Raw genomic sequence first — 18,009 nt, forward strand, 5'->3', positions numbered from 1 at the left:
TAACATGTACGGTATTTTCAGTTACGATATTGGCGAACCCCGCGTCGGGTTTAAACACGGCGACTACGTTCTTGATCTTGAGGTAGTGGCATTGTTGGGCTATTTCGCTGATATTTCTGTTGATACGTCCGTTTTTGCGCAGTCTGTTCTCAACGATTTCATTGCTTTGGGAAAACCCCTCCATCAGGCCGTCTGGCAACGAATTGATACGTTGCTGGCTGATGAAAAAGCGTTCGCCGACGTACACGACCAGGTTTTCATTCACGAATCACGCGTGCAGATGCACTTGCCCGTACGTATCGGTGACTATACCGATTTCTATGCAGGCATTCATCACGCCGAAAACGTAGGACGTATGTTTCGTCCCGACGGCGACCCGTTGCTGCCGAATTACCGCCACATGCCCGTCGCGTATCATGGGCGCGCTTCGTCTATTGTGGTATCAGGAACGCCGATACGTCGGCCAAAAGGGCAGTTTTTAGGACCAGATAAACAACCCATTTTCGGGTCATCACAGGCGCTGGATTTTGAGCTGGAGTTGGGGTTGATTATTGGTAAAAGCAATACGTTGGGGCAGGCGGTTTCGGTTGAGGAAGCTGAAGATTATATTTTTGGTGTTACGTTGTTCAACGATTGGTCGGCGCGAGATATTCAGCGGTGGGAGTACCAGCCACTAGGACCTTTTTTGGGGAAAAACTTTGCGTCGAGTATGTCGGCCTGGGTGCTGCCGTTCGAAGCACTGGAGCCGTTTCGGACTGCTGGTCCAAAGCAAGAGCCAACTCCGCTACACTACTTACAATCCCAACGGCTTGGCCATTTTTATTTTGCGCTGGAAGCCTGGTTAAAGCCGATTAATGGCGAACCTGTTTGTATAAGTTGCTCTAACTCTATGCATCTCTATTGGAATTTCGCCCAGATGATTGCTCATCACACTATCAACGGCTGTAATTTAAATATCGGCGATGTACTGGCTACTGGTACAATTTCAGGAACTGTACCCGGTTCGTATGGTTCGCTGCTGGAACTAAGCTGGAACGGGCAACGTCCTCTGAACGTATCACCTACAGAAACGAGGATGTTTCTGGAAGATGGTGACACAATAATGCTACGGGGTTACGGATTTTCTCAGGGCGTTAAAATAGAGCTGGGAGACGTAACAGGCACCATTTATACAAAGAGCTAAAGAGTGAAAAAGCGAAAAATGCTCTCGTCACTTATTCACTCTTTCGCTCATCCATTCTTTGAATCCGCTCTTTCACTCTTTAATTCTTTCGCTCTTTGAAAACCGTCAATCCGCAGGATTTACAACCCAACGAGTTTTACCGGTACATGATAGGCAGTATCGGCCCGCGCCCCATTGCCTTTGCCAGCACAATTAATGCTCAGGGAAATGTGAATCTGAGTCCGTTTAGCTTCTTCAACATTGCTGGATATAACCCGCCGACGCTGATTTTTACGCCAACAATCAACCGGCACGGACAAAAGAAACACACGCTGCTGAATCTGGAAGAAGTGGGCGAAGTGGTGATCAACATCGTGAACTACGCGATGGTGCAGCAGATGTCGCTGGCGAGCGCTGAGTTTGAACGGGGAGTCAATGAATTCGAAAAAGCGGGTTTTACGACCATACCCTCCGACCGGGTGAAGCCGCCGAGAGTTGCCGAATCGCCTGCGTCGTATGAGTGCCTTGTGAAGCAAATCATTCCGACTAGCCGCACGGGTGAGGATTTGCCTGGGGCAGGCCACTTAGTCATTTGCGAAATCGTAATGGCGCATTTTGATGAGGCAATTTTTGATACGTCCGGAGTTATTGACCCGCATAAAATCGACTTGGTTGCCCGTATGGGCGCCGATTGGTATTGCCACGCGCAGGGTGATGCGCTCTTTGAAGTGCCCCGTCCTCGCATCGGGATCGGAGTCGATCAGATTCCTGCTAAAATTCGGAACAGCGCCATCTTGACTGGAAACGATTTAGGCAAATTAGGTAGCATTGCTACGTTACCGACGCCCGACGAAATTCGAGATTTTAAGGCTTCGGGTGTGCTTGATACGTTGTTTGACGAAGCCAGACACGGCTGTCAGTATTTACCTGATTTACTTCACCTTCGCGCGAAGCAATTACTGGCTGAAAACAACCTTCGTGAAGCCTGGCTTACGCTACTTCAGTCGGGAATGTAGCGACCCCAACGTAGTGGATCACCTGTCTTTCCGAACAAGGCGGCCTTGTTTGGGTTTCATATGCACAAAACAGAACCGCAATATGAAAACGTATATAGCATCAGCAATTCTGATAATTGGATTCCTTGGGACTGGCTGTTCTTCGAAGGATAGTACTGATAATGCTAATAAAATCAATGAGGAACGTATTGACAAACAGGCCGTTGCTGTTGGTAGTGATGCCAAGGAAGAAGCGAAGGACGTAACGAAATACATGGTTACGCTGGCGAATACGAGCCTTACAGAATTTGAACTCAGTAAAATAGCGCTCAAGAAAGCCACTAATCCTGAAGTAAGAGCCTTCGCCCAATCGGCGATAAATGATCATCAGCAGGACGACCGCCAGCTTCAGGGATTGGCGAAGCAGATGAACGTAACACTGCCCACTACGTTATCGAACAAAAGCAAAAACAATCAAGGCAAATTAACAGGTATGCAGGCGGGTACAGAATTCGATCTCCAATACCTCGATTTAATGGCAAGCACAAACGACGATGCCATTGATGCCGCCGATGATCTTAAAGACAGCGCGCCCACCGACGCGACAAAAACGTTCGCCAAGAAAATCATCGAAGACGACAAAAAGCACAAAGAACGAGCCCGGCAATTGAAGAACGTGCTGGATTAATATCTGAACCGGGGTTTTAACAGGCTTGTAAAGATTTTCAGGATTTTGTTTCTGCCTTGCTGACAGTTAATCTTGTTAATCCTTTCAATCTTGTTAAAACCCTGATTCTTAATGATACGTGTCGCTTTTTTATTGCTCGTTCTGCAAGGCGGTTTTGCTTCAGCCCAAAACCGGCCGATGCCCAATTTCGTGCTGATTGTGGGTGATGACCATGATCGAACGGCGCTGGGCTGCTATGGAAACAAGCAAGTGAAAACTCCTTTTCTGGATCAGTTGGCGAAGGATGGCGTTCGGTTTACGCGGGCTTATGCCAGTACGTCCTCGTGTAGTCCCAGTCGCTCTACGTTGCTGTCGGGCCGGCATAATCATAACAATGGCCAGTATGGGCTCGCGCATGCCACGCATCATTTCCGATCGCACGAAGAATTGGTGTCGATGCCAGCCATGCTTCATACAGCAGGTTACGTAACGGCTCGCATCGGCAAATACCACGTAGCACCCGCTACATCCTACCCGTTTGATAATGCGCTTGGTGAGGACGGTAGCAACCCAGTCAAGATGGCTAATGTATGCGCTGCTTTTCTGGAAGAAAACCGTCTGGGCAAAGAAGGGGCTAAGCCGTTTTTTCTTTATTTCTGTCCTACCGATCCACACCGGTCGGGAAGTGGTGAAAAATTGCCGTATAAGGCGAATCCACATGGAAATTTGCCCAATGGTCACGAAGGTGTGCGTGAAACGATTTATGGCGCCGATTCGCTCAATGTGCCGTTTTTTCTGCCAAATGCGCCCGAAACAAGGGCCGAATTAGCTCAGTATTACCAGTCCGTTTCGCGTATGGACCAGGGCATTGGTCGACTACTTGAGTTATTGAAAGAAAAGGGATTATCCGAAAATACCATCGTTATTTACCTCTCCGACAACGGCATGCCCGTTCCCGGCGCCAAAACAACCCATTACGAACCCGGCGTTCGGTTGCCGCTTATCGTGCGCAATCCATTTTCAAAACAGAAAGGTGCGGTTTGCAATGATCTGGTTTCATGGGTCGACGTAGCACCGACTTTACTCGACTACGCGGGGCTAAATCCGCAGGTGCTGGCCAATTCTGAACGACCTTCTGGCGGTGGTGAATTCGGTGAACGTGGTGTTACGTCGTTTTTCCACGGAATGTCATGGAAGCCTTTCTTTGATGGGGAAAAAATCATCAGAAATGATACGTTGTTTTTGTCGCACACCTTTCACGAGGTAACTATGTATTACCCCATGCGGTCAATCGTAACGAAGCGATACAAGCTTATTCACAACTTGGCGCACCCGTTACCATTTCCGTTTGCTGCCGATTTGTGGTCTTCTGCTACGTGGCAGGGCTACCTAAAATCAGGGAAAAGTCAATATGGTCCCCGTTCCCGTCAAGCCTATGAATACCGTCCTGAATATGAGCTCTATGATCTAGAGAAAGATCCACAGGAACGTACCAATCTGGCAAAAGCTCCGACGCACAGAGCTATTTTTACTACGTTACTAGCATCCCTAAAAAATGCTCAGGAAATGACCAACGATCCCTGGCGGGTGAAATGGAAGCATGAATAATAAAGCAGATAATCGAAAAAAGCCCGTCTGATACGTATCAGACGGGCTTTTTTCGATTACGTGGTACGTTCTTTATTTCTGAAACGAACCGAAAATGTGATCCCAAAATGGCGACGATACGCCGTAGTTACTATCTGGATTTTTGTAGTGGTGAACACTATGATTTACCCACAACTGCTTGAAGAAATTCTTTGGTGGCGCGTAGGCATGCACGATAAAATGCGTAGCCAGATACCCCGAATAACCTACCAGAAAACCAGGAAAAAATGCGTAAGCAGCTTCGCCCATCAGCAGAAAAAACATACCGAAAAAGAAAGCCGCTATAAAAACAGCCAGAGCTGGAGGCATGGCCAGCCGGGTTTTATCTTTCGGATACTCGTGGTGAACACCGTGGAAAGTGTATTGTATTTTAGCCCGCTGGGGTGTAGTTGGCGCCAAATGATAGAGATAGCGGTGTAATACGTATTCGAACAACGTAAACGAAAATAATCCAACTATAAACAAAACGCCAATGGTTGTATTACTCATGTCGGTATACGTAAACGCGTACCAACCCAAAAACGCCGATAAAATGAGCCACATCGAAATGGGCACCATAATATGAGTCCGCGATAGAGCTTCCAGAATTGGGTTATCAAATAACTTTTTGGTGCCGCTATTTTTAGGCCGGGTTTTTCCATGGCCCGCCATCGTTTCTAGTTTCTCGGTAGTCGATTCCATAAAGTTGTACTCAATTAATGACGCAAATGTAAAACTAAAATGCTTTCGTGCACCTTTTTTAGATAGTAAAATTAGTTTACTATCTTAGTTATGTCTTATTAACCACGACCTGATCAGATAGTTTTTCCTGCATTGCTTGCAGGTCTCCCTTAGGTAATTTCGGACGGATAATCAGGCGCAATGAATTGCTGTAAGTCAGATAATTAATCATCCAGTTCAGAAAAATGAACAAGCGATTTTTCACGCCGACAATCGACATTAGGTGAACAAATAACCAAGTTAACCAGGCAAAAAATCCCTGAAATTTTAAATAAGGCAAATCAACAACGGCCAATCCCCGACCAATGGTTGCCATAGTACCTAAATCATTATATGTAAACTCTTCAGGCTGTTCGTTACGGACCCAGTGAAGCAGATTGTTAGCCAGATGCCGTCCCTGCTGAATCGCCGGTTGTGCTACTTGGGGGTGTCCGTTAGGCCATTTTTCTTCGGCCATCATAGCTACGTCGCCAATGGCAAAAATGTCTGTAAACCCCTGAACCTGACTGTATCTGTTTACCGTTACGCGTCCTCCGCGACCAATAACCTCTGGAGGCAGACCCGCCAGCGGATTGGCTTTTACGCCGGCCGCCCAGATGAGGTTGTTGGTACGTAACGTCGTACCATCGTTCATCGTTACGATACGTCCGTCGAAATCTTTAACTCGCGTATTGAGTTTGACGTGAACCCCCAACTCCTGCAAATACTTTAACGAATGCTGCTGTGATTGTACGGACATTGGCCCCAAAAGCTCCCCACCTGATTCGACGAGGTAAATGTCCATCATCTTAAAATCCAATTCGGGGTAGTCGGCAGGAAGGACGGTTTTTCGCATCTCGGCCAACGTACCGCATAGTTCAACGCCGGTCGGTCCGCCACCAACCACCACTACGTCCATCAGCCCTTCTTTTTCGTCTAGAGTTTCAACGCTCAGTGCATCCTCAAAATTTTGAAGCATCCGGTTACGCAGCGCAATCGCTTCAGCTACCGACTTCATAGCCAACCCTTTTTCGATAATATTCTGCTGATTGAAAAAGTTGGTATCGGCACCGGTAGCCATAACCAGATAGTCGTACGTAACGGGCCCAAGGTCGGTGTCAACGGTTTTCTCGGCGGGGCGAACGCCCGTTACGTTGGTCACCCGGATATGCACATTTTTGCAATTACCGAAAACGGCACGTAGCGGAAACAAAATGGAATTGGCTTCCAGGCCGGCCGTAGCTACCTGATAATAAAGTGGTTGGAACTCATGGTAGTTTTGTCGGTTTATCAGTACTACCTGAATTTCGGATCGGCGAGACAGTTTGCGAGCCAGTTTCAGGCCACCGAAGCCGGCCCCTACGATAACAACTCGCTTACGGTCTGTTTGAGGGATGTTTGGATTCATTCGTACCCGGTTGAGCCCACCTCAACTGGTGAACTGACTAACACTAAATCAATGACAATTACAAAACAGCCTACCCCTAACGAATAAACCGAAATTTTAACTCACCAACGGTTTCGCTTCCTGAAGAACGCGTTCATAGTGAGCCTCGTAAAGGGGCAAGATACGGGATAACTCGAATTCTTTAGCTCTTGTTAGCGCGTTTTCCTTAAAAGTTGGCAGATGGGCGTCATCTAAAACATAAAGTGCATTTTTTACCATGTCGTCAACATCGCCGATCGGACTCAGGAAACCCGTTACGCCCTGGATGTTCAACTCGGGCAATCCACCGGCATTCGACGTTATAAGGGGCACTTCGCAGGCCATAGCCTCCAGCGCAGCCAGCCCAAAACTTTCATTTTCGGAAGGCATAATAAACAGATCGGCTACCGAAAGTACTTCTTCAACCGCATCGAGTTTACCCAAAAACCGAACTTGTTCATAAATACCGAGGTCGCGCACGAGCCGCTCGATACGTGCCCGTTCGGGGCCATCACCAACCAGCAGCAGTTTGGCCGGAGTTTGCGACTGAACGTGGTAAAACGTCATAACCGCATCGTCGATACGTTTCACTCGTCGAAAATTGGACGTATGAACAATCAGTTTTTCGCCGTTGGGACAGATGGCTTTCTTGAAATGCTCTTTCTGTTGCCGCTTAAATCGATCAAGATCAATAAAATTGGGAATTACTTCAATCTCGCGGTGAACATTGAAATGCTTATACGTATCCTGCCGCAGATTTTCCGATACCGACGTAACGCCGTCCGATTCGTTGATACTGAACGTAACAACGGGTTCGTAGGAAGCATCTTTGCCCACCAGTGTGATATCGGTGCCGTGCAACGTAGTGACCACGGGTACGTAACGCCCCTGCGAACGTAATATCATTTTGGCCATATAAGCCGCCGAAGCGTGCGGAATGGCGTAGTGAACGTGCAGTAAATCAACATTTTCGTTCTGTACTACGTTGACCATCTCGCTGGCCAGCGCCGATTCATAAGGAGCGTACTGGAAGAGGGGATAGGCGGGTATATTTACTTCATGATAGAAAACATTTTCATTGAAAAAATCGAGCCGGGGTGGTTGCTGATACGTAATAAAGTGAATCTGGTGACCATTTTTTGCCAACCCCTTACCCAATTCGGTGGCAACAACGCCACTGCCGCCAAAGGTTGGGTAACATACAATGCCAATTTTCATGGGTGAGAGAACGAGTTTGGTTTCTCAACAACAAACCAGTGTAAAAGGATTCCTTTTCTGAATGCAGAAAGCCGATGAGTAAGATAAAAGAAGGCTTACATATATTTTTCTGGCACTTTCGTGCTACTATGGCCCGGTATTCTTTTCTCACTACCTCAAAATCCGTATTTTTGGGAGTAAATAATACACAGTCTGGACGGTTAGCTTTACAGCAAATCCATATTTCTTTCTTAACTCGAACTTATAGGAAGGTTTTTTTTCGGCTTTTAGTCAGGAGTCGAAGTTGTAAATTTCGTGTACCCTCAATTCGTTGAATACTAAACTTTTTTACTGGTAGTAAGTGCTATAGCTGGTACGCCGGCACATTCAATGTAGCGTTTTTCTATAGAGTTCAATTGCTTCTTTAAATACGATTATGCTAGTGCGTCAGTCTGTTCCTTTTACAGCTTTTACATTCGGCTTTCTGCGGCTCATTCGGGTGCAGAACTTGCTGATTGTGATGCTGACGCAGTTCCTGGCACGCGTATTTCTGGTAGGCCCCTGGCCCGACTCTCCGCCTACGAGCCATCTTCGCCTGCTGCTTGATCCAAGGCTGTGGCTACTGTCACTCTCGACCGTTTGTATTGCTGCGGCCGGTTATATCATCAATGATTACTTCGATGTCAAGATAGATCTGGTCAACAAACCAGAACGGGTTATTATCGGGCGCTACCTCAAACGGCGAATTGCGATAGGTGTTCATCAGGTGTTGAATGTAATTGGTTGTTTGATAGGGCTTTACTTGAGTAAATGGGTTTTCCTGGTCGACGTAGTGTCTGTAACACTGTTGTGGTTCTACTCGGCGCAGTTTAAACGACAACCACTGGTTGGCAATATTATCGTTTCGTTACTTACAGCGCTCACATTGATCGTACTGGCTGTTTATTACCGTCAGAATGCCGATATGCTGCTGATTTACGCCCTGTTCTCATTCGGTATATCGCTCATCCGCGAAATCATAAAAGATATGCAGGATATTCGGGGCGACGCTCGTTTCGGTTGCCGGACACTACCCATTGTCTGGGGGCTCCGGCGGACCAAATACCTGCTCTACGTTTTAATTGGCGCGTTCATTTTCAGTCTCTTCTTTATCGCTCTCTCGCTGCATAATTTCCGGCTGAACGCTATTTTTCTGCTGTTACTCATACCGGTATCCTGGCTCATTTATAAGCTGGTATTTGCTGATAAACGGCGTGATTTTGGCTATTTAAGCAACCTTTGCAAACTCATCATGCTACTGGGCGTAGTGAGTATGATCTGGGCGTAATCACCGTTAACTCAAACCTTTCGGCAATGAATTACGCCTTGAGCTAGCTTTGGTGAATTAATCAATTTCGTATCATTTATGAAAACGCTTTTTGTTTCGCTGTTGCTGACGGTGGCTTCACTACGTACTGGCCTGGCTCAGGATTGCCTGGGTTTTACGTTCAAAAAAGGGGCAAGTTTTGAGATGGGTATCTTCAACGCTAAGGATAAACCTACCGGTAAAATCCAGTATGAAGTGAAAGATGTACAAAAGGAGGGGACTTCAACGATCCTCGACATGTCGGCTATTTTTCAGGATGATAAAGGCAAGCAACGACCGCCTTTCACTATTCGCTATACATGTACCGGTAATGAACTGGTTGCCGATATGTCGGGCATGATGCAAGCCATGCAAACGACGGCTATGAAGGATGCGGAAATGAAATTGAAGACGAATAAACTCGTCTATCCGGGAAAATTCAGCGTAGGGCAAAAACTGAGCGATGGACAGATGGAAGTCGAAATGGTAAGCAGCGGATCGACTATGATGACGATGAATATGGCCATGACCAATAGGCAAGTCGAAGGACAGGAATCGCTGACAACGCCTGCTGGTACGTTCAATACGTATAAAATTACATCGGACCTGAATTATGAAAGTCGGGTTATGGGTATACCTATTCGTAATGCGTTGAAAACAGTTGCGTACCGGGCTGAAAATCAGATTCTGGACGTGAAATCTGAGACGTATAACAAAAACGGCAAACTGATGGGCTATACGATGCTGACGAAAGCGCAATGATATATGAAGTATGAGGTATAAGCTATGATTAGGTTGCGCCTGACCCTCCAAGTCGTAACTTACATATCATAGCTTATGCCTCATCCATCCTAACATTTTTCTTCTTTGCGCAACTTTGTTGCAAAAAAGTCGGTTGAAGGGAAGTACGTATGCGGAAAGCGTCGTATTTTTGCCTTGTCTATGAAAGCAGATATTCTTGAGCGCAAAGCCGATTACATTGGCATTACCGGTTCCGTACTGTGTATCATCCATTGTCTCATTACGCCCATGTTGTTAATGACGACATCTTTTTTTCAGGACGATCAGCTACGTATTGGCTTCCTCAGCCTCGATTACGTCTTCATCGTTGTCAACATTATTGCCGTTTACTTCGCCACCCGACATTACGCACCATTAGCCATCAAACGGGCTCTTTGGGGATTTCTGCTCCTGTTTGCGTTTTGCATCGTTCTGGAAGATGTGAACGAAATTTTCGAATACCTCGGCTACGCTGCCTCTGCTGGGCTTGTTATCACGCATCTTCTTAATATTCGCCAGCATCGCTTGAATCACGTTCATTAATTAGGCGCGAACGCCCGGTTACTAATAAACGTATCATCCGAAAGCGTCTTCAGGAAGGCGACGAGCTGTTTTTTCTCCGTGTCGGTTATAGCGATGCCCGGTTTTGCCTCCTTTTTGAGTAATGGATCGAGAGTAGGGCTATCGGTGACGCCTGATCGGTAATGCTCAACGACATCCTCTAAACTATAAAAACGACCATCATGCATGTATGGAACCGTACGGTCAACGTTTCGGAGGCTGGGAACTTTGAATTTCAGTCGGTCGGCTTCGTTCAGCGTAATGGTGTAGCGTCCCTGGTCTTTAATGGGCCCCATAGGTAGCCCGTTGTTCCGGTAACTTTTGTCGGTAAACAAATCCGTGGCGTGGCAACCAGAGCATTTTTGCTGAAACAGGTTTAAGCCCGCCAGTTCATCAGGCGTCAAGTCTCCACCAGCCTCTTTTCTGACGTATTTATCGTAACGGCTATCTGCCGAAACCAGCGTCAGCATGAACTGCGAAAGCGCTTTCAGGAAACGCGCGCTCGTGATTGTGTCGGATCCGTAAGCGGCTTTAAATAACGACTTGTATTTAGGGATTTTCTGAACGCGGCTTAGAGCTGTAGAAAATAGTAAATCCATCTCCACCGGATTCTGGATTGGCGACATAGCTAATACGTCCAGATTGGTAACGCCACCATCCCAGAAAAACTCCTGATCCCACGCCAGATTTTGCAGACCCGGTACGTTCCGCGTTCCCGTTTTACTGTCGATACCGTGACTCAAAGGGTGATCGGAGTGAGCGAAACCGGCGTACTGCTGATGGCAGAATCCGCAGCTAATAGTACTGTCGCGCGAAAGTTGAGGATCGTAAAATAGTGTCTTTCCTAAAGCTACGCCTTCGACAGTCAGTGGGTTCTGGCTCAGCGCATAAACAGGTTTGGGGAAGTTGGCAGGTTGACGTAACGTAACGGGCGTTGTTTGATAAACAGTACCACCCCCGGTCGATGGATCAGGGTCAGGTGTTGGATCAACCGTTTTCTGCGTTTGACAGGCAATCGATAAGCCAAACAGCCCTAGTCCGACGGCTATTCCGATACGTTTCGCCAGTTGAGTAGTCAGTTCTGTCATCAATTTGCCTGCATTCGGTCGTAACGTATCATCTGCGCATAATTGTCGGCAATACCCGTCGAAAACGGTTCAAACATTACTGTCGAATGTTGAGCAATACTAAGCTTTGTCGTTCCGTCGAATAGCTTTAGTACGTCGGTCGTTAACTGTACGGTGGACGTTGTCGTCGGCTGAACGCTGACAACGTCCGAGCGGAATGGCAACGTAACGGTACGTAGGTTATTGATGGTTTTCTTGCCGTTGTAGCCTCCACCGAATCCACCAACGTGGTAAAGAAACTGATTATTCTGAGCGTCAGGAGCGGCCTTGGAAATGCCCTCCAACTTCACAAAAATATAGCCATTGTTCCAGTCCCAGTACATTGGATCGTGGTTTGCAAGGCCAGGGTCTAGCACACCGGTACGTTTGCTGATGTCGGCCAGGCTGCGTAGACTATCCACGCCAATCATAAAACTGATGCCCGTGTAGCTACCAACCGGTAAGTTATTCAACGTAACGGTTTGGGATGCAGGTCGGTCTTCCTCAATTAAAAAATAGCTACTGTCCTGTGGCACTACGTAGGTAGTACCGTCGCTTTTCTGGAGCCGAAGGTTGCTGATAAAGTAATTGAACTTAGTGATGGTAAACGATTCGCCAGAAGAGTTCTGGTAATTGTTATTGTTCAGTTTTAAATCTGATGTTCCCACTACGTTATCGAAAACAAGGCGCAACTTGCCAGATTGGTCAGAAAACTCAGTATCGGGTGTATCGCAGGCAGCAAAAGCCAGGGCGAAACAGAAGCAAATCAGCCAGCAAAAAGTAGTAGTACGTATCATCGTGTTTCTTAACCGATTGGGTTGGGGCAACGGAGATCCTACGTATTAGTAACGCAAACTGGCGTAAAATCATGCAAGCTGTTAAACGAATTTAATTTACGTATGTATCCAATTGCTAAAAATGGGTTCGTTGTAAAATATTTAATCTATGATGTTTGTGGAATAAGATAAATCTTCGTTAATTTTATATTCCCGTTACGCAAAAATATGCCAATGCCGTAGCCGGATTACCCGATGATTTTTTTACCATAGTCACCTCGTAAACCGACAAGACACTTCATGACATTATTCCGTAACTATCGTACCTGGTACATTTTTAGCTTCCTGCTGCTGAGCCTGCTTCCCGCAACCAGCAAATCGTCCAACGACCACACTGCCGATCAGATTCTGGGGCGTTGGTTGTTTCCCGCTAAAGGGTCAAGTGTTGAAGTGTACCGGAATGGTGATCGGTATTTTGCGCGCATTGCCGATGTAAGCACGACTGGAAGTCAGGTATTTGGACTGGAAAAAGATCAGTTGCTGATGCGTGATCTGGTTTTCGACGGAAAAGCCTGGACGGGTGGCGAGCTAATTCACCCCAAAACCGGCCATCACTTCGGAATTGAGCTGAAACTGGTCGATTCGCAGACTATGACAGCGACCGTGTACAAGGGGTATAAGTGGCTTCATAAAGAATTTGTGCTGACGCGACCCACAAAAATTTGAATCTTCCTCTCTTTTATAAATAAGGGCGGCACTCAGTTTTGGGTGCCGCCCGTTTGTTTTTTGGCTGGTTGAATGGATGCTGTCCGTGATAAATGGAATTTGTTGGGGAGACTTTTTTCCCAGAATAGTTGTTTTACTAATGACAGCCGATTCGATGGGTTGTCTGAGAAAGAACCAAAACCTGACTAACGAACAATGATTTCACCTTGGTTATTAATGATTGTTATCTTCGGTCTCAGCGCATTTGTGAGCTGGCGATTACGAAGCAAATTCAACGAATATTCACAAATCGGGCTGAGTAACGGGCTGAGTGGCGCAGAAATCGCCGAGAAAATGCTCCGTGAAAATGGCATATATGACGTTCGCGTGCTTTCTGTGGAAGGTATGCTGACGGACCATTATAACCCGCAGGAAAAAACGGTGAACCTGAGCGCCGACGTGTATTACGGCCGAAGCGTAGCCGCAGCCGCTGTGGCTTCTCACGAATGCGGACACGCGGTGCAGCATAAAGTTGCCTATGGACCGCTGAACTTTCGCTCGGCGATGGTACCTGTGCTAACGGTTGCATCGACGTATATGCAATGGATTTTGCTGGCGGGTATTTTCCTGCTGCAAACAACGCCTATTCCGTTGGCAATTGGCGTAGCGCTGTTTGCTCTTACTACGGTGTTTAGCTTCGTTACGTTGCCGGTTGAGTTCGACGCCAGCCGTCGTGCCCTGGCCTGGATTCAGAATAACGGCGTAGTCAATTCCCGCGAGTATGGTTTCGCGAAAGACGCTCTCTGGTGGGCAGCCATGACGTATGTGGTAGCCGCCCTGGGTTCGCTCGCTACGTTGATGTACTACGCTAGTTTGCTGCTGGGTGGCCGACGCAGTGATTAACGTAACGTAATAAACGGTTTATAACGTAAAAGCGGGAACGTAGTGAACGATCAACTTCACTACGTTTCCGCTTATTTTTTGTTCGAATTCGTGTAGCAGCTTCACTAATCTGCCCTCACAGCTAATCTAGAAAGCTGAGAAATTATGCAACAAGGTAATTACCAATATTCAGGAGGGCTTCGTACCCATTTTGAATCATTTCTGGAGTAGGCGCCGAACGGTCTATTAACATACCGGCTACAGCAACCGCCAGCGCAATGACGAGTGCGGGCCAGAATCCGACAATCGTGAAGCTGTCCATGAACTTGTCGATGAGTTTCAGCAGCAGTGCCGTAACCACTATACGTACCAGTCCTGTCAGCAGAAAAAAGGTGACCAGGTTAAGTGGAAAACGAATAAGCCAGCCCACAAAGAAATTGAGCAAGCCCAGTATCACCGCAATAATCAGGGCAGTTCCGAAGCTTTTCACATCGACCTGGGGCATAATGTACGCTAAACCGAAAATGACGGCCGCGTCAAGCAGTAAGTGTAGGATGAGATTCATAAGATGGGGAGAATTGTTTTTCTCAACAACCGCTTTAGGCTCAGGATGGTTTAAGAATATATAGACAAACAAGATGGTCATGATACGTCTCTGGATTATACTCTTCGCCCTGTTAATTGCCTGCGAACGGGGTTCATCGCAACAACAATCAACGGCATCGGCTCCGGCTGATTCCGCAAAAGTGTATCGGTTTGGTGAAGCCAGCCGCGATGGCATCGGCAAAATTTATCGAGGTCGCGAAATTGCGCAGGTGATGGGCCACCTCGGGGCGTCCTGGCTCGAACGGCCGGAACGCGAACAGGAAGAACGTACCGACCTGCTACTCAAAGCGCTCGATCTGAAACCGACCGACGTAGTGGCCGACATCGGCGCTGGTACAGGCTTCTTTACGTTTCAGATGGCGCCTGAAGTGCCAAAGGGAAAAGTGCTGGCGGTGGATATTCAGCCTGAAATGATTACGTATCTGAACGAAGGGAAAGCTAAACGTAACATTACGAACGTAGTGCCCGTTCTCGGCACCGAATCTGACCCAAAACTACCCGCCAACAGCGTCGATTTGGCTATCATGATTGACGCTTATCACGAGTTCTCGTACCCCCGCGAAATGACGGCGCACATTGCATCTGCGCTCAAACCGGGGGGACGTATCGTACTGGTTGAGTACCGCGCCGAAGACCCAAGTGTACCGATCAAACCGCTTCATAAATTGAGCGTAGCACAGGCGACCAAAGAAATGAAAGCCGCTGGCCTTCGGCTACTCAAAACGGATAACCGGCTCCCGCAGCAGCACATTATGTTTTTCGGGAAATGAACAACGAACCGAGCAGTCTATTTGGGCGTAATATCTTTTCCCGCAGGTAATTAACTTTTTCTTATTACAACCTTTTTACAGTTGTCGGAATCCTCAGGGAAATCGATCGGACAACTTATATGCGCGCATTTTACCTTCTGGCTGGAGCTATTTTCCTACTGTTTGGCTGTAAAAAAGATGATGGTGATTTAGTAGTTCCGGCTCCGGTACAATCGTTTTCGGATTTACCTACTGAGTATAAAGCCATTCAACATGGAAGCGCCATAGCCGGGCGCTTAAAAAGCGAAATGCATATTGGCCAATTAAGTGGCGAATGGCGCTATAATCCGCAGGGAAATTTGCTGGAAGGACGACGATTTCGTTCGGGAGAACTGATGACAGCTGATCAATATTATTATGACGCAGTGGGTCGCTTACGCTTTATACAGCATTTTGAAAGCCCCTGCGTGTGGGCAAGTACGTATTTCTGTTCTGCCCCCGTAACATGGACGGGTTACGACGAAGTTGACGTGGATAATGCCAACCATATTCTGGAAAGTCGTACGTTTTTGAACCAGTCGGGCAAGTGGGAGCTACGTAGCATAACCAATCACGAATATGACCCGAACGGACGGCCCACCAAATTGCTACGTTACTCCGCCGACCGAAAATTAGCTTCTACGCAGGAATTTACGTACGATAGCGAGGGCAACATCGTCGCCATGCGAGAGATCAACACAAACACAACGCCCGATCTTGCCGACCGAACGTACCAGTACACGTACGATAAAGCGCTAAATCCGTATATCGGCACAATTCACTACGTTGCCCCTTACTTTGTCAGCCGCAACTTACAGTCATCATCAGGCACTACGTATGAGTATAACGTTAAAGGTTACCCGACCCGAATTTTGTTTAACAACGTAGTAACTGAGCTTACGTATTACTGATTTGCCAGTTTGCTTTTCCGGAAACCGTAGGAGAAATAAATGACCAGACCAATCACCAGCCAGATCAGGAAGATGGCCCAGTTGGTAATACCTAGTTCGGTCATTAAATAAAGATTGGTCAGAATGCCCAGAATGGGTAGCAACGAGAAATTATTCCGGAAAGCAAGTACGGATAATACGGCCCAAGTAGCCCAGAAAACAAATAAAAGCGGCTTTTCTTCCATAGTTGCCAGCCAATCACCAGCGTAGAGAATGTACCCAAACGCCAGAACGAAACCAATCCCGACCATAAATTTGCCATTTACGTAGGGCACCCGAAATTTAGAATATTCAGATATTCCCGTAGCGTCGAGATAAAGAATGCCGCCACAAACCAAAATAAACGCGAAGAACGTACCAACACTAGTAAGGTCGATAAAGAACTGCATATCAAGGAACAGGGATGGAATGGCAACCACCAAACCCGTGATGATCGTAGCGAAAGCAGGCGTTTTGAATTTCGGGTGAATTTCGGAGAATTTGGGCCAAAGCAGCCCGTCGCGGCTCATTGTCATCCAGATACGCGGTTGTCCCAACTGATACGCCAGCAGCGCACTAGTGATTGCCACAACGGCACTCACCGAAATAATGCCTGCCATAAAATTCAAATTTAACTTCTGGAACACGTAAGCGAGCGGATCATCGACGCCAAGCTCCTTAAAATTGACCATGCCGGTCAGTACCAGCGTAATCAATACGTAGAGAATCGTGCAGATAACGAGACAGTAAATCATAGCCCGTGGCAGGTCACGCTGGGGATTTTCGCACTCTTCGGCTGTGGTTGAAATGGAGTCGAAACCGATGAACGCAAAAAATACGGATGCTACGCCACTCAAGACACCACTTACGCCATTGGGTGCAAACGGTGACCAGTTATCTGGTTTTACGTAGAAAACGCCTACACCGATAACCAGCGCAATCACGCACAATTTCAACACTACCAGCAGATTACTGGCGTTACGCGATTCTTTGATTCCTACATACACCAGCGCCGTTATCAATACGGTAATCAGTCCAGCCGGTAAATCCATGATGATTTTCAGGCCACCTAAGGCAGGGGCATTTTCGTAGGCCGTTGCCAGCGCCAATACGTTCTGGGGGAGCGCCGTAGCCGCGGGGCGGGCTGCCTGCACCTGCTCAAACGCCCGATGCGCCGATCCATAATCGGTAGCCAGCCAACCCGGAAATTTTATTCCAAATCCCGAAAGCATTGACGTAAAATACTCCGACCACGAAATGGCGACAACCATGTTCGAAACGGCATATTCGAGAATCAGTGCCCAGCCAATCACCCAGGCGAAAATTTCACCAAACGATACATAGGCATACGTATAGGCGCTGCCACTCACCGGAACTGTGCTGGCAAACTGAGCATAACTTAGCGCCGTGAAGACGCAGGCAATGGCCGTAAAAACAAACAGCAACGATACCGCTGGCCCTCCGTTGAAACTGGCCCGACCGATGGTACTAAAAATACCCGCCCCAATGATAGCGGCAATTCCCAGCGAGGTTAAGTCGCGGACGCCCAGTACTTTCATCAAGTGCGACGTATCACCCTTCTGGGCATCGCCAACGGCTTGCGTTACGGTTTTTTTACGAAAAATGGACATGTAGCGGAGGGCAAAAACGGTGTTTAATGGGCTTAAACGCTAAAAATAGACATTCTTTCCGGTTTTTTGTACGTTACTTTGCTCGACAGGGTATGCCAGTTAGCAAT

At 47.3% G+C, this 18,009-nt stretch carries 18 protein-coding genes; 11 read left to right on the forward strand and 7 right to left on the reverse strand.

All coding sequences use genetic code 11. The features are described from left to right. Window positions 1-4: 4 nt before the first annotated feature. From fahA to ACYVF1_RS04585, 4 genes are all read left to right on the forward strand, one after another. Window positions 5-1,183: a fumarylacetoacetase gene (gene fahA / locus ACYVF1_RS04570; RefSeq protein WP_461076064.1), complete on the forward strand. Its 1,179-nt coding sequence runs from the start codon at window positions 5-7 to the stop codon at window positions 1,181-1,183. A gap of 95 nt (window positions 1,184-1,278) precedes the next feature. Then, on the forward strand, window positions 1,279-2,178 hold the full coding sequence (locus ACYVF1_RS04575) for a flavin reductase family protein (protein ID WP_461076066.1): 900 nt from the start codon (window positions 1,279-1,281) through the stop codon (window positions 2,176-2,178). An 82-nt stretch (window positions 2,179-2,260) separates the two neighbouring features. Next, window positions 2,261-2,845, forward strand: a complete 585-nt coding sequence (locus ACYVF1_RS04580) for a DUF4142 domain-containing protein (RefSeq protein ID WP_461076068.1) — start codon at window positions 2,261-2,263, stop codon at window positions 2,843-2,845. Window positions 2,846-2,956: 111 nt separating this feature from the next. Beyond that, window positions 2,957-4,432 carry a sulfatase family protein gene (locus ACYVF1_RS04585; protein ID WP_461076070.1) on the forward strand — a complete coding sequence of 492 codons (1,476 nt, stop codon included), beginning with the start codon at window positions 2,957-2,959 and terminating at the stop codon, window positions 4,430-4,432. A gap of 72 nt (window positions 4,433-4,504) precedes the next feature. Here the strand turns inward: ACYVF1_RS04585 and ACYVF1_RS04590 are convergent, their stop codons facing one another. The 3 genes from ACYVF1_RS04590 to bshA all read right to left on the reverse strand — a co-directional run bounded on the left by ACYVF1_RS04590 (window position 4,505) and on the right by bshA (window position 7,814). Then, window positions 4,505-5,152, reverse strand: coding sequence for a sterol desaturase family protein (locus ACYVF1_RS04590; protein WP_461076072.1), 648 nt, complete (start codon window positions 5,150-5,152; stop codon window positions 4,505-4,507). An 88-nt stretch (window positions 5,153-5,240) separates the two neighbouring features. After that, window positions 5,241-6,578 carry an NAD(P)/FAD-dependent oxidoreductase gene (locus ACYVF1_RS04595; RefSeq protein ID WP_461076074.1) on the reverse strand — a complete coding sequence of 446 codons (1,338 nt, stop codon included), beginning with the start codon at window positions 6,576-6,578 and terminating at the stop codon, window positions 5,241-5,243. Window positions 6,579-6,674: 96 nt separating this feature from the next. After that, the gene (bshA, locus tag ACYVF1_RS04600) at window positions 6,675-7,814 is read right to left on the reverse strand and encodes an N-acetyl-alpha-D-glucosaminyl L-malate synthase BshA (RefSeq protein WP_461076076.1); all 1,140 of its coding nucleotides are present in this window, start codon (window positions 7,812-7,814) and stop codon (window positions 6,675-6,677) included. Window positions 7,815-8,229: 415 nt separating this feature from the next. Here bshA and ACYVF1_RS04605 point away from each other — a divergent pair, with 415 nt between their 5' ends. The 3 genes from ACYVF1_RS04605 to ACYVF1_RS04615 all read left to right on the forward strand — a co-directional run bounded on the left by ACYVF1_RS04605 (window position 8,230) and on the right by ACYVF1_RS04615 (window position 10,461). Continuing rightward, window positions 8,230-9,120, forward strand: a complete 891-nt coding sequence (locus ACYVF1_RS04605) for a geranylgeranylglycerol-phosphate geranylgeranyltransferase (protein ID WP_461076078.1) — start codon at window positions 8,230-8,232, stop codon at window positions 9,118-9,120. A gap of 78 nt (window positions 9,121-9,198) precedes the next feature. Next, window positions 9,199-9,900, forward strand: coding sequence for a TapB family protein (locus tag ACYVF1_RS04610; RefSeq protein WP_461076080.1), 702 nt, complete (start codon window positions 9,199-9,201; stop codon window positions 9,898-9,900). Between the two features lie 180 nt (window positions 9,901-10,080). Next, on the forward strand, window positions 10,081-10,461 hold the full coding sequence (locus ACYVF1_RS04615) for a MerC domain-containing protein (protein ID WP_461076082.1): 381 nt from the start codon (window positions 10,081-10,083) through the stop codon (window positions 10,459-10,461). Here the strand turns inward: ACYVF1_RS04615 and ACYVF1_RS04620 are convergent. After that, window positions 10,458-11,567, reverse strand: coding sequence for a cytochrome-c peroxidase (locus tag ACYVF1_RS04620; RefSeq protein WP_461076084.1), 1,110 nt, complete (start codon window positions 11,565-11,567; stop codon window positions 10,458-10,460). The two genes, ACYVF1_RS04615 and ACYVF1_RS04620, sit on opposite strands and share 4 nt — an antisense overlap. Continuing rightward, complete coding sequence (locus tag ACYVF1_RS04625) at window positions 11,567-12,382, reverse strand: MbnP family protein (RefSeq protein WP_461076086.1); 816 nt, start codon at window positions 12,380-12,382, stop codon at window positions 11,567-11,569. The genes ACYVF1_RS04620 and ACYVF1_RS04625 overlap by 1 nt, the downstream gene beginning before the upstream one ends. 279 nt (window positions 12,383-12,661) lie before the next feature. On the opposite strand from ACYVF1_RS04625, the gene ACYVF1_RS04630 reads away from it, so the two are divergent. Together ACYVF1_RS04630 and ACYVF1_RS04635 are read left to right on the forward strand one after the other, a co-directional pair. Next, complete coding sequence (locus tag ACYVF1_RS04630) at window positions 12,662-13,087, forward strand: DUF2147 domain-containing protein (protein WP_461076088.1); 426 nt, start codon at window positions 12,662-12,664, stop codon at window positions 13,085-13,087. A gap of 216 nt (window positions 13,088-13,303) precedes the next feature. Further along, window positions 13,304-13,969: a zinc metallopeptidase gene (locus tag ACYVF1_RS04635; RefSeq protein WP_461076090.1), complete on the forward strand. Its 666-nt coding sequence runs from the start codon at window positions 13,304-13,306 to the stop codon at window positions 13,967-13,969. A 142-nt stretch (window positions 13,970-14,111) separates the two neighbouring features. On the opposite strand, the gene ACYVF1_RS04640 is transcribed toward ACYVF1_RS04635, so the two are convergent. After that, the gene (locus ACYVF1_RS04640; protein ID WP_461076092.1) at window positions 14,112-14,513 is read right to left on the reverse strand and encodes a phage holin family protein; all 402 of its coding nucleotides are present in this window, start codon (window positions 14,511-14,513) and stop codon (window positions 14,112-14,114) included. Between the two features lie 79 nt (window positions 14,514-14,592). On the opposite strand from ACYVF1_RS04640, the gene ACYVF1_RS04645 reads away from it, so the two are divergent. Further along, complete coding sequence (locus ACYVF1_RS04645) at window positions 14,593-15,324, forward strand: class I SAM-dependent methyltransferase (protein WP_461076094.1); 732 nt, start codon at window positions 14,593-14,595, stop codon at window positions 15,322-15,324. 119 nt (window positions 15,325-15,443) lie between these two features. Further along, window positions 15,444-16,253 (forward strand): hypothetical protein, encoded by an 810-nt coding sequence (locus ACYVF1_RS04650; protein WP_461076096.1) that lies wholly within the window; start codon window positions 15,444-15,446, stop codon window positions 16,251-16,253. On the opposite strand, the gene ACYVF1_RS04655 is transcribed toward ACYVF1_RS04650, so the two are convergent. Then, the gene (locus tag ACYVF1_RS04655) at window positions 16,247-17,902 is read right to left on the reverse strand and encodes an amino acid permease (protein ID WP_461076098.1); all 1,656 of its coding nucleotides are present in this window, start codon (window positions 17,900-17,902) and stop codon (window positions 16,247-16,249) included. The two genes, ACYVF1_RS04650 and ACYVF1_RS04655, sit on opposite strands and share 7 nt — an antisense overlap. Window positions 17,903-18,009 lie beyond the last annotated feature (107 nt).

The organism is Spirosoma flavus (genome assembly GCF_054778555.1).

Bases quoted from the DNA above. Each gene is read 5' to 3' on its own strand.
- fahA (WP_461076064.1), top strand. From the start codon at position 5: ATGTACGGTATTTTCAGTTACGATATTGGCGAACCCCGCGTCGGGTTT.
- ACYVF1_RS04580 (WP_461076068.1), top strand. From the start codon at position 2,261: ATGAAAACGTATATAGCATCAGCAATTCTGATAATTGGATTCCTTGGG.
- ACYVF1_RS04585 (WP_461076070.1), top strand. From the start codon at position 2,957: ATGATACGTGTCGCTTTTTTATTGCTCGTTCTGCAAGGCGGTTTTGCT.
- ACYVF1_RS04590 (WP_461076072.1), bottom strand. From the start codon at position 5,152: ATGGAATCGACTACCGAGAAACTAGAAACGATGGCGGGCCATGGAAAA.
- ACYVF1_RS04595 (WP_461076074.1), bottom strand. From the start codon at position 6,578: ATGAATCCAAACATCCCTCAAACAGACCGTAAGCGAGTTGTTATCGTA.
- bshA (WP_461076076.1), bottom strand. From the start codon at position 7,814: ATGAAAATTGGCATTGTATGTTACCCAACCTTTGGCGGCAGTGGCGTT.
- ACYVF1_RS04605 (WP_461076078.1), top strand. From the start codon at position 8,230: ATGCTAGTGCGTCAGTCTGTTCCTTTTACAGCTTTTACATTCGGCTTT.
- ACYVF1_RS04610 (WP_461076080.1), top strand. From the start codon at position 9,199: ATGAAAACGCTTTTTGTTTCGCTGTTGCTGACGGTGGCTTCACTACGT.
- ACYVF1_RS04615 (WP_461076082.1), top strand. From the start codon at position 10,081: ATGAAAGCAGATATTCTTGAGCGCAAAGCCGATTACATTGGCATTACC.
- ACYVF1_RS04620 (WP_461076084.1), bottom strand. From the start codon at position 11,567: ATGACAGAACTGACTACTCAACTGGCGAAACGTATCGGAATAGCCGTC.
- ACYVF1_RS04625 (WP_461076086.1), bottom strand. From the start codon at position 12,382: ATGATACGTACTACTACTTTTTGCTGGCTGATTTGCTTCTGTTTCGCC.
- ACYVF1_RS04630 (WP_461076088.1), top strand. From the start codon at position 12,662: ATGACATTATTCCGTAACTATCGTACCTGGTACATTTTTAGCTTCCTG.
- ACYVF1_RS04635 (WP_461076090.1), top strand. From the start codon at position 13,304: ATGATTGTTATCTTCGGTCTCAGCGCATTTGTGAGCTGGCGATTACGA.
- ACYVF1_RS04640 (WP_461076092.1), bottom strand. From the start codon at position 14,513: ATGAATCTCATCCTACACTTACTGCTTGACGCGGCCGTCATTTTCGGT.
- ACYVF1_RS04645 (WP_461076094.1), top strand. From the start codon at position 14,593: ATGATACGTCTCTGGATTATACTCTTCGCCCTGTTAATTGCCTGCGAA.
- ACYVF1_RS04650 (WP_461076096.1), top strand. From the start codon at position 15,444: ATGCGCGCATTTTACCTTCTGGCTGGAGCTATTTTCCTACTGTTTGGC.
- ACYVF1_RS04655 (WP_461076098.1), bottom strand. From the start codon at position 17,902: ATGTCCATTTTTCGTAAAAAAACCGTAACGCAAGCCGTTGGCGATGCC.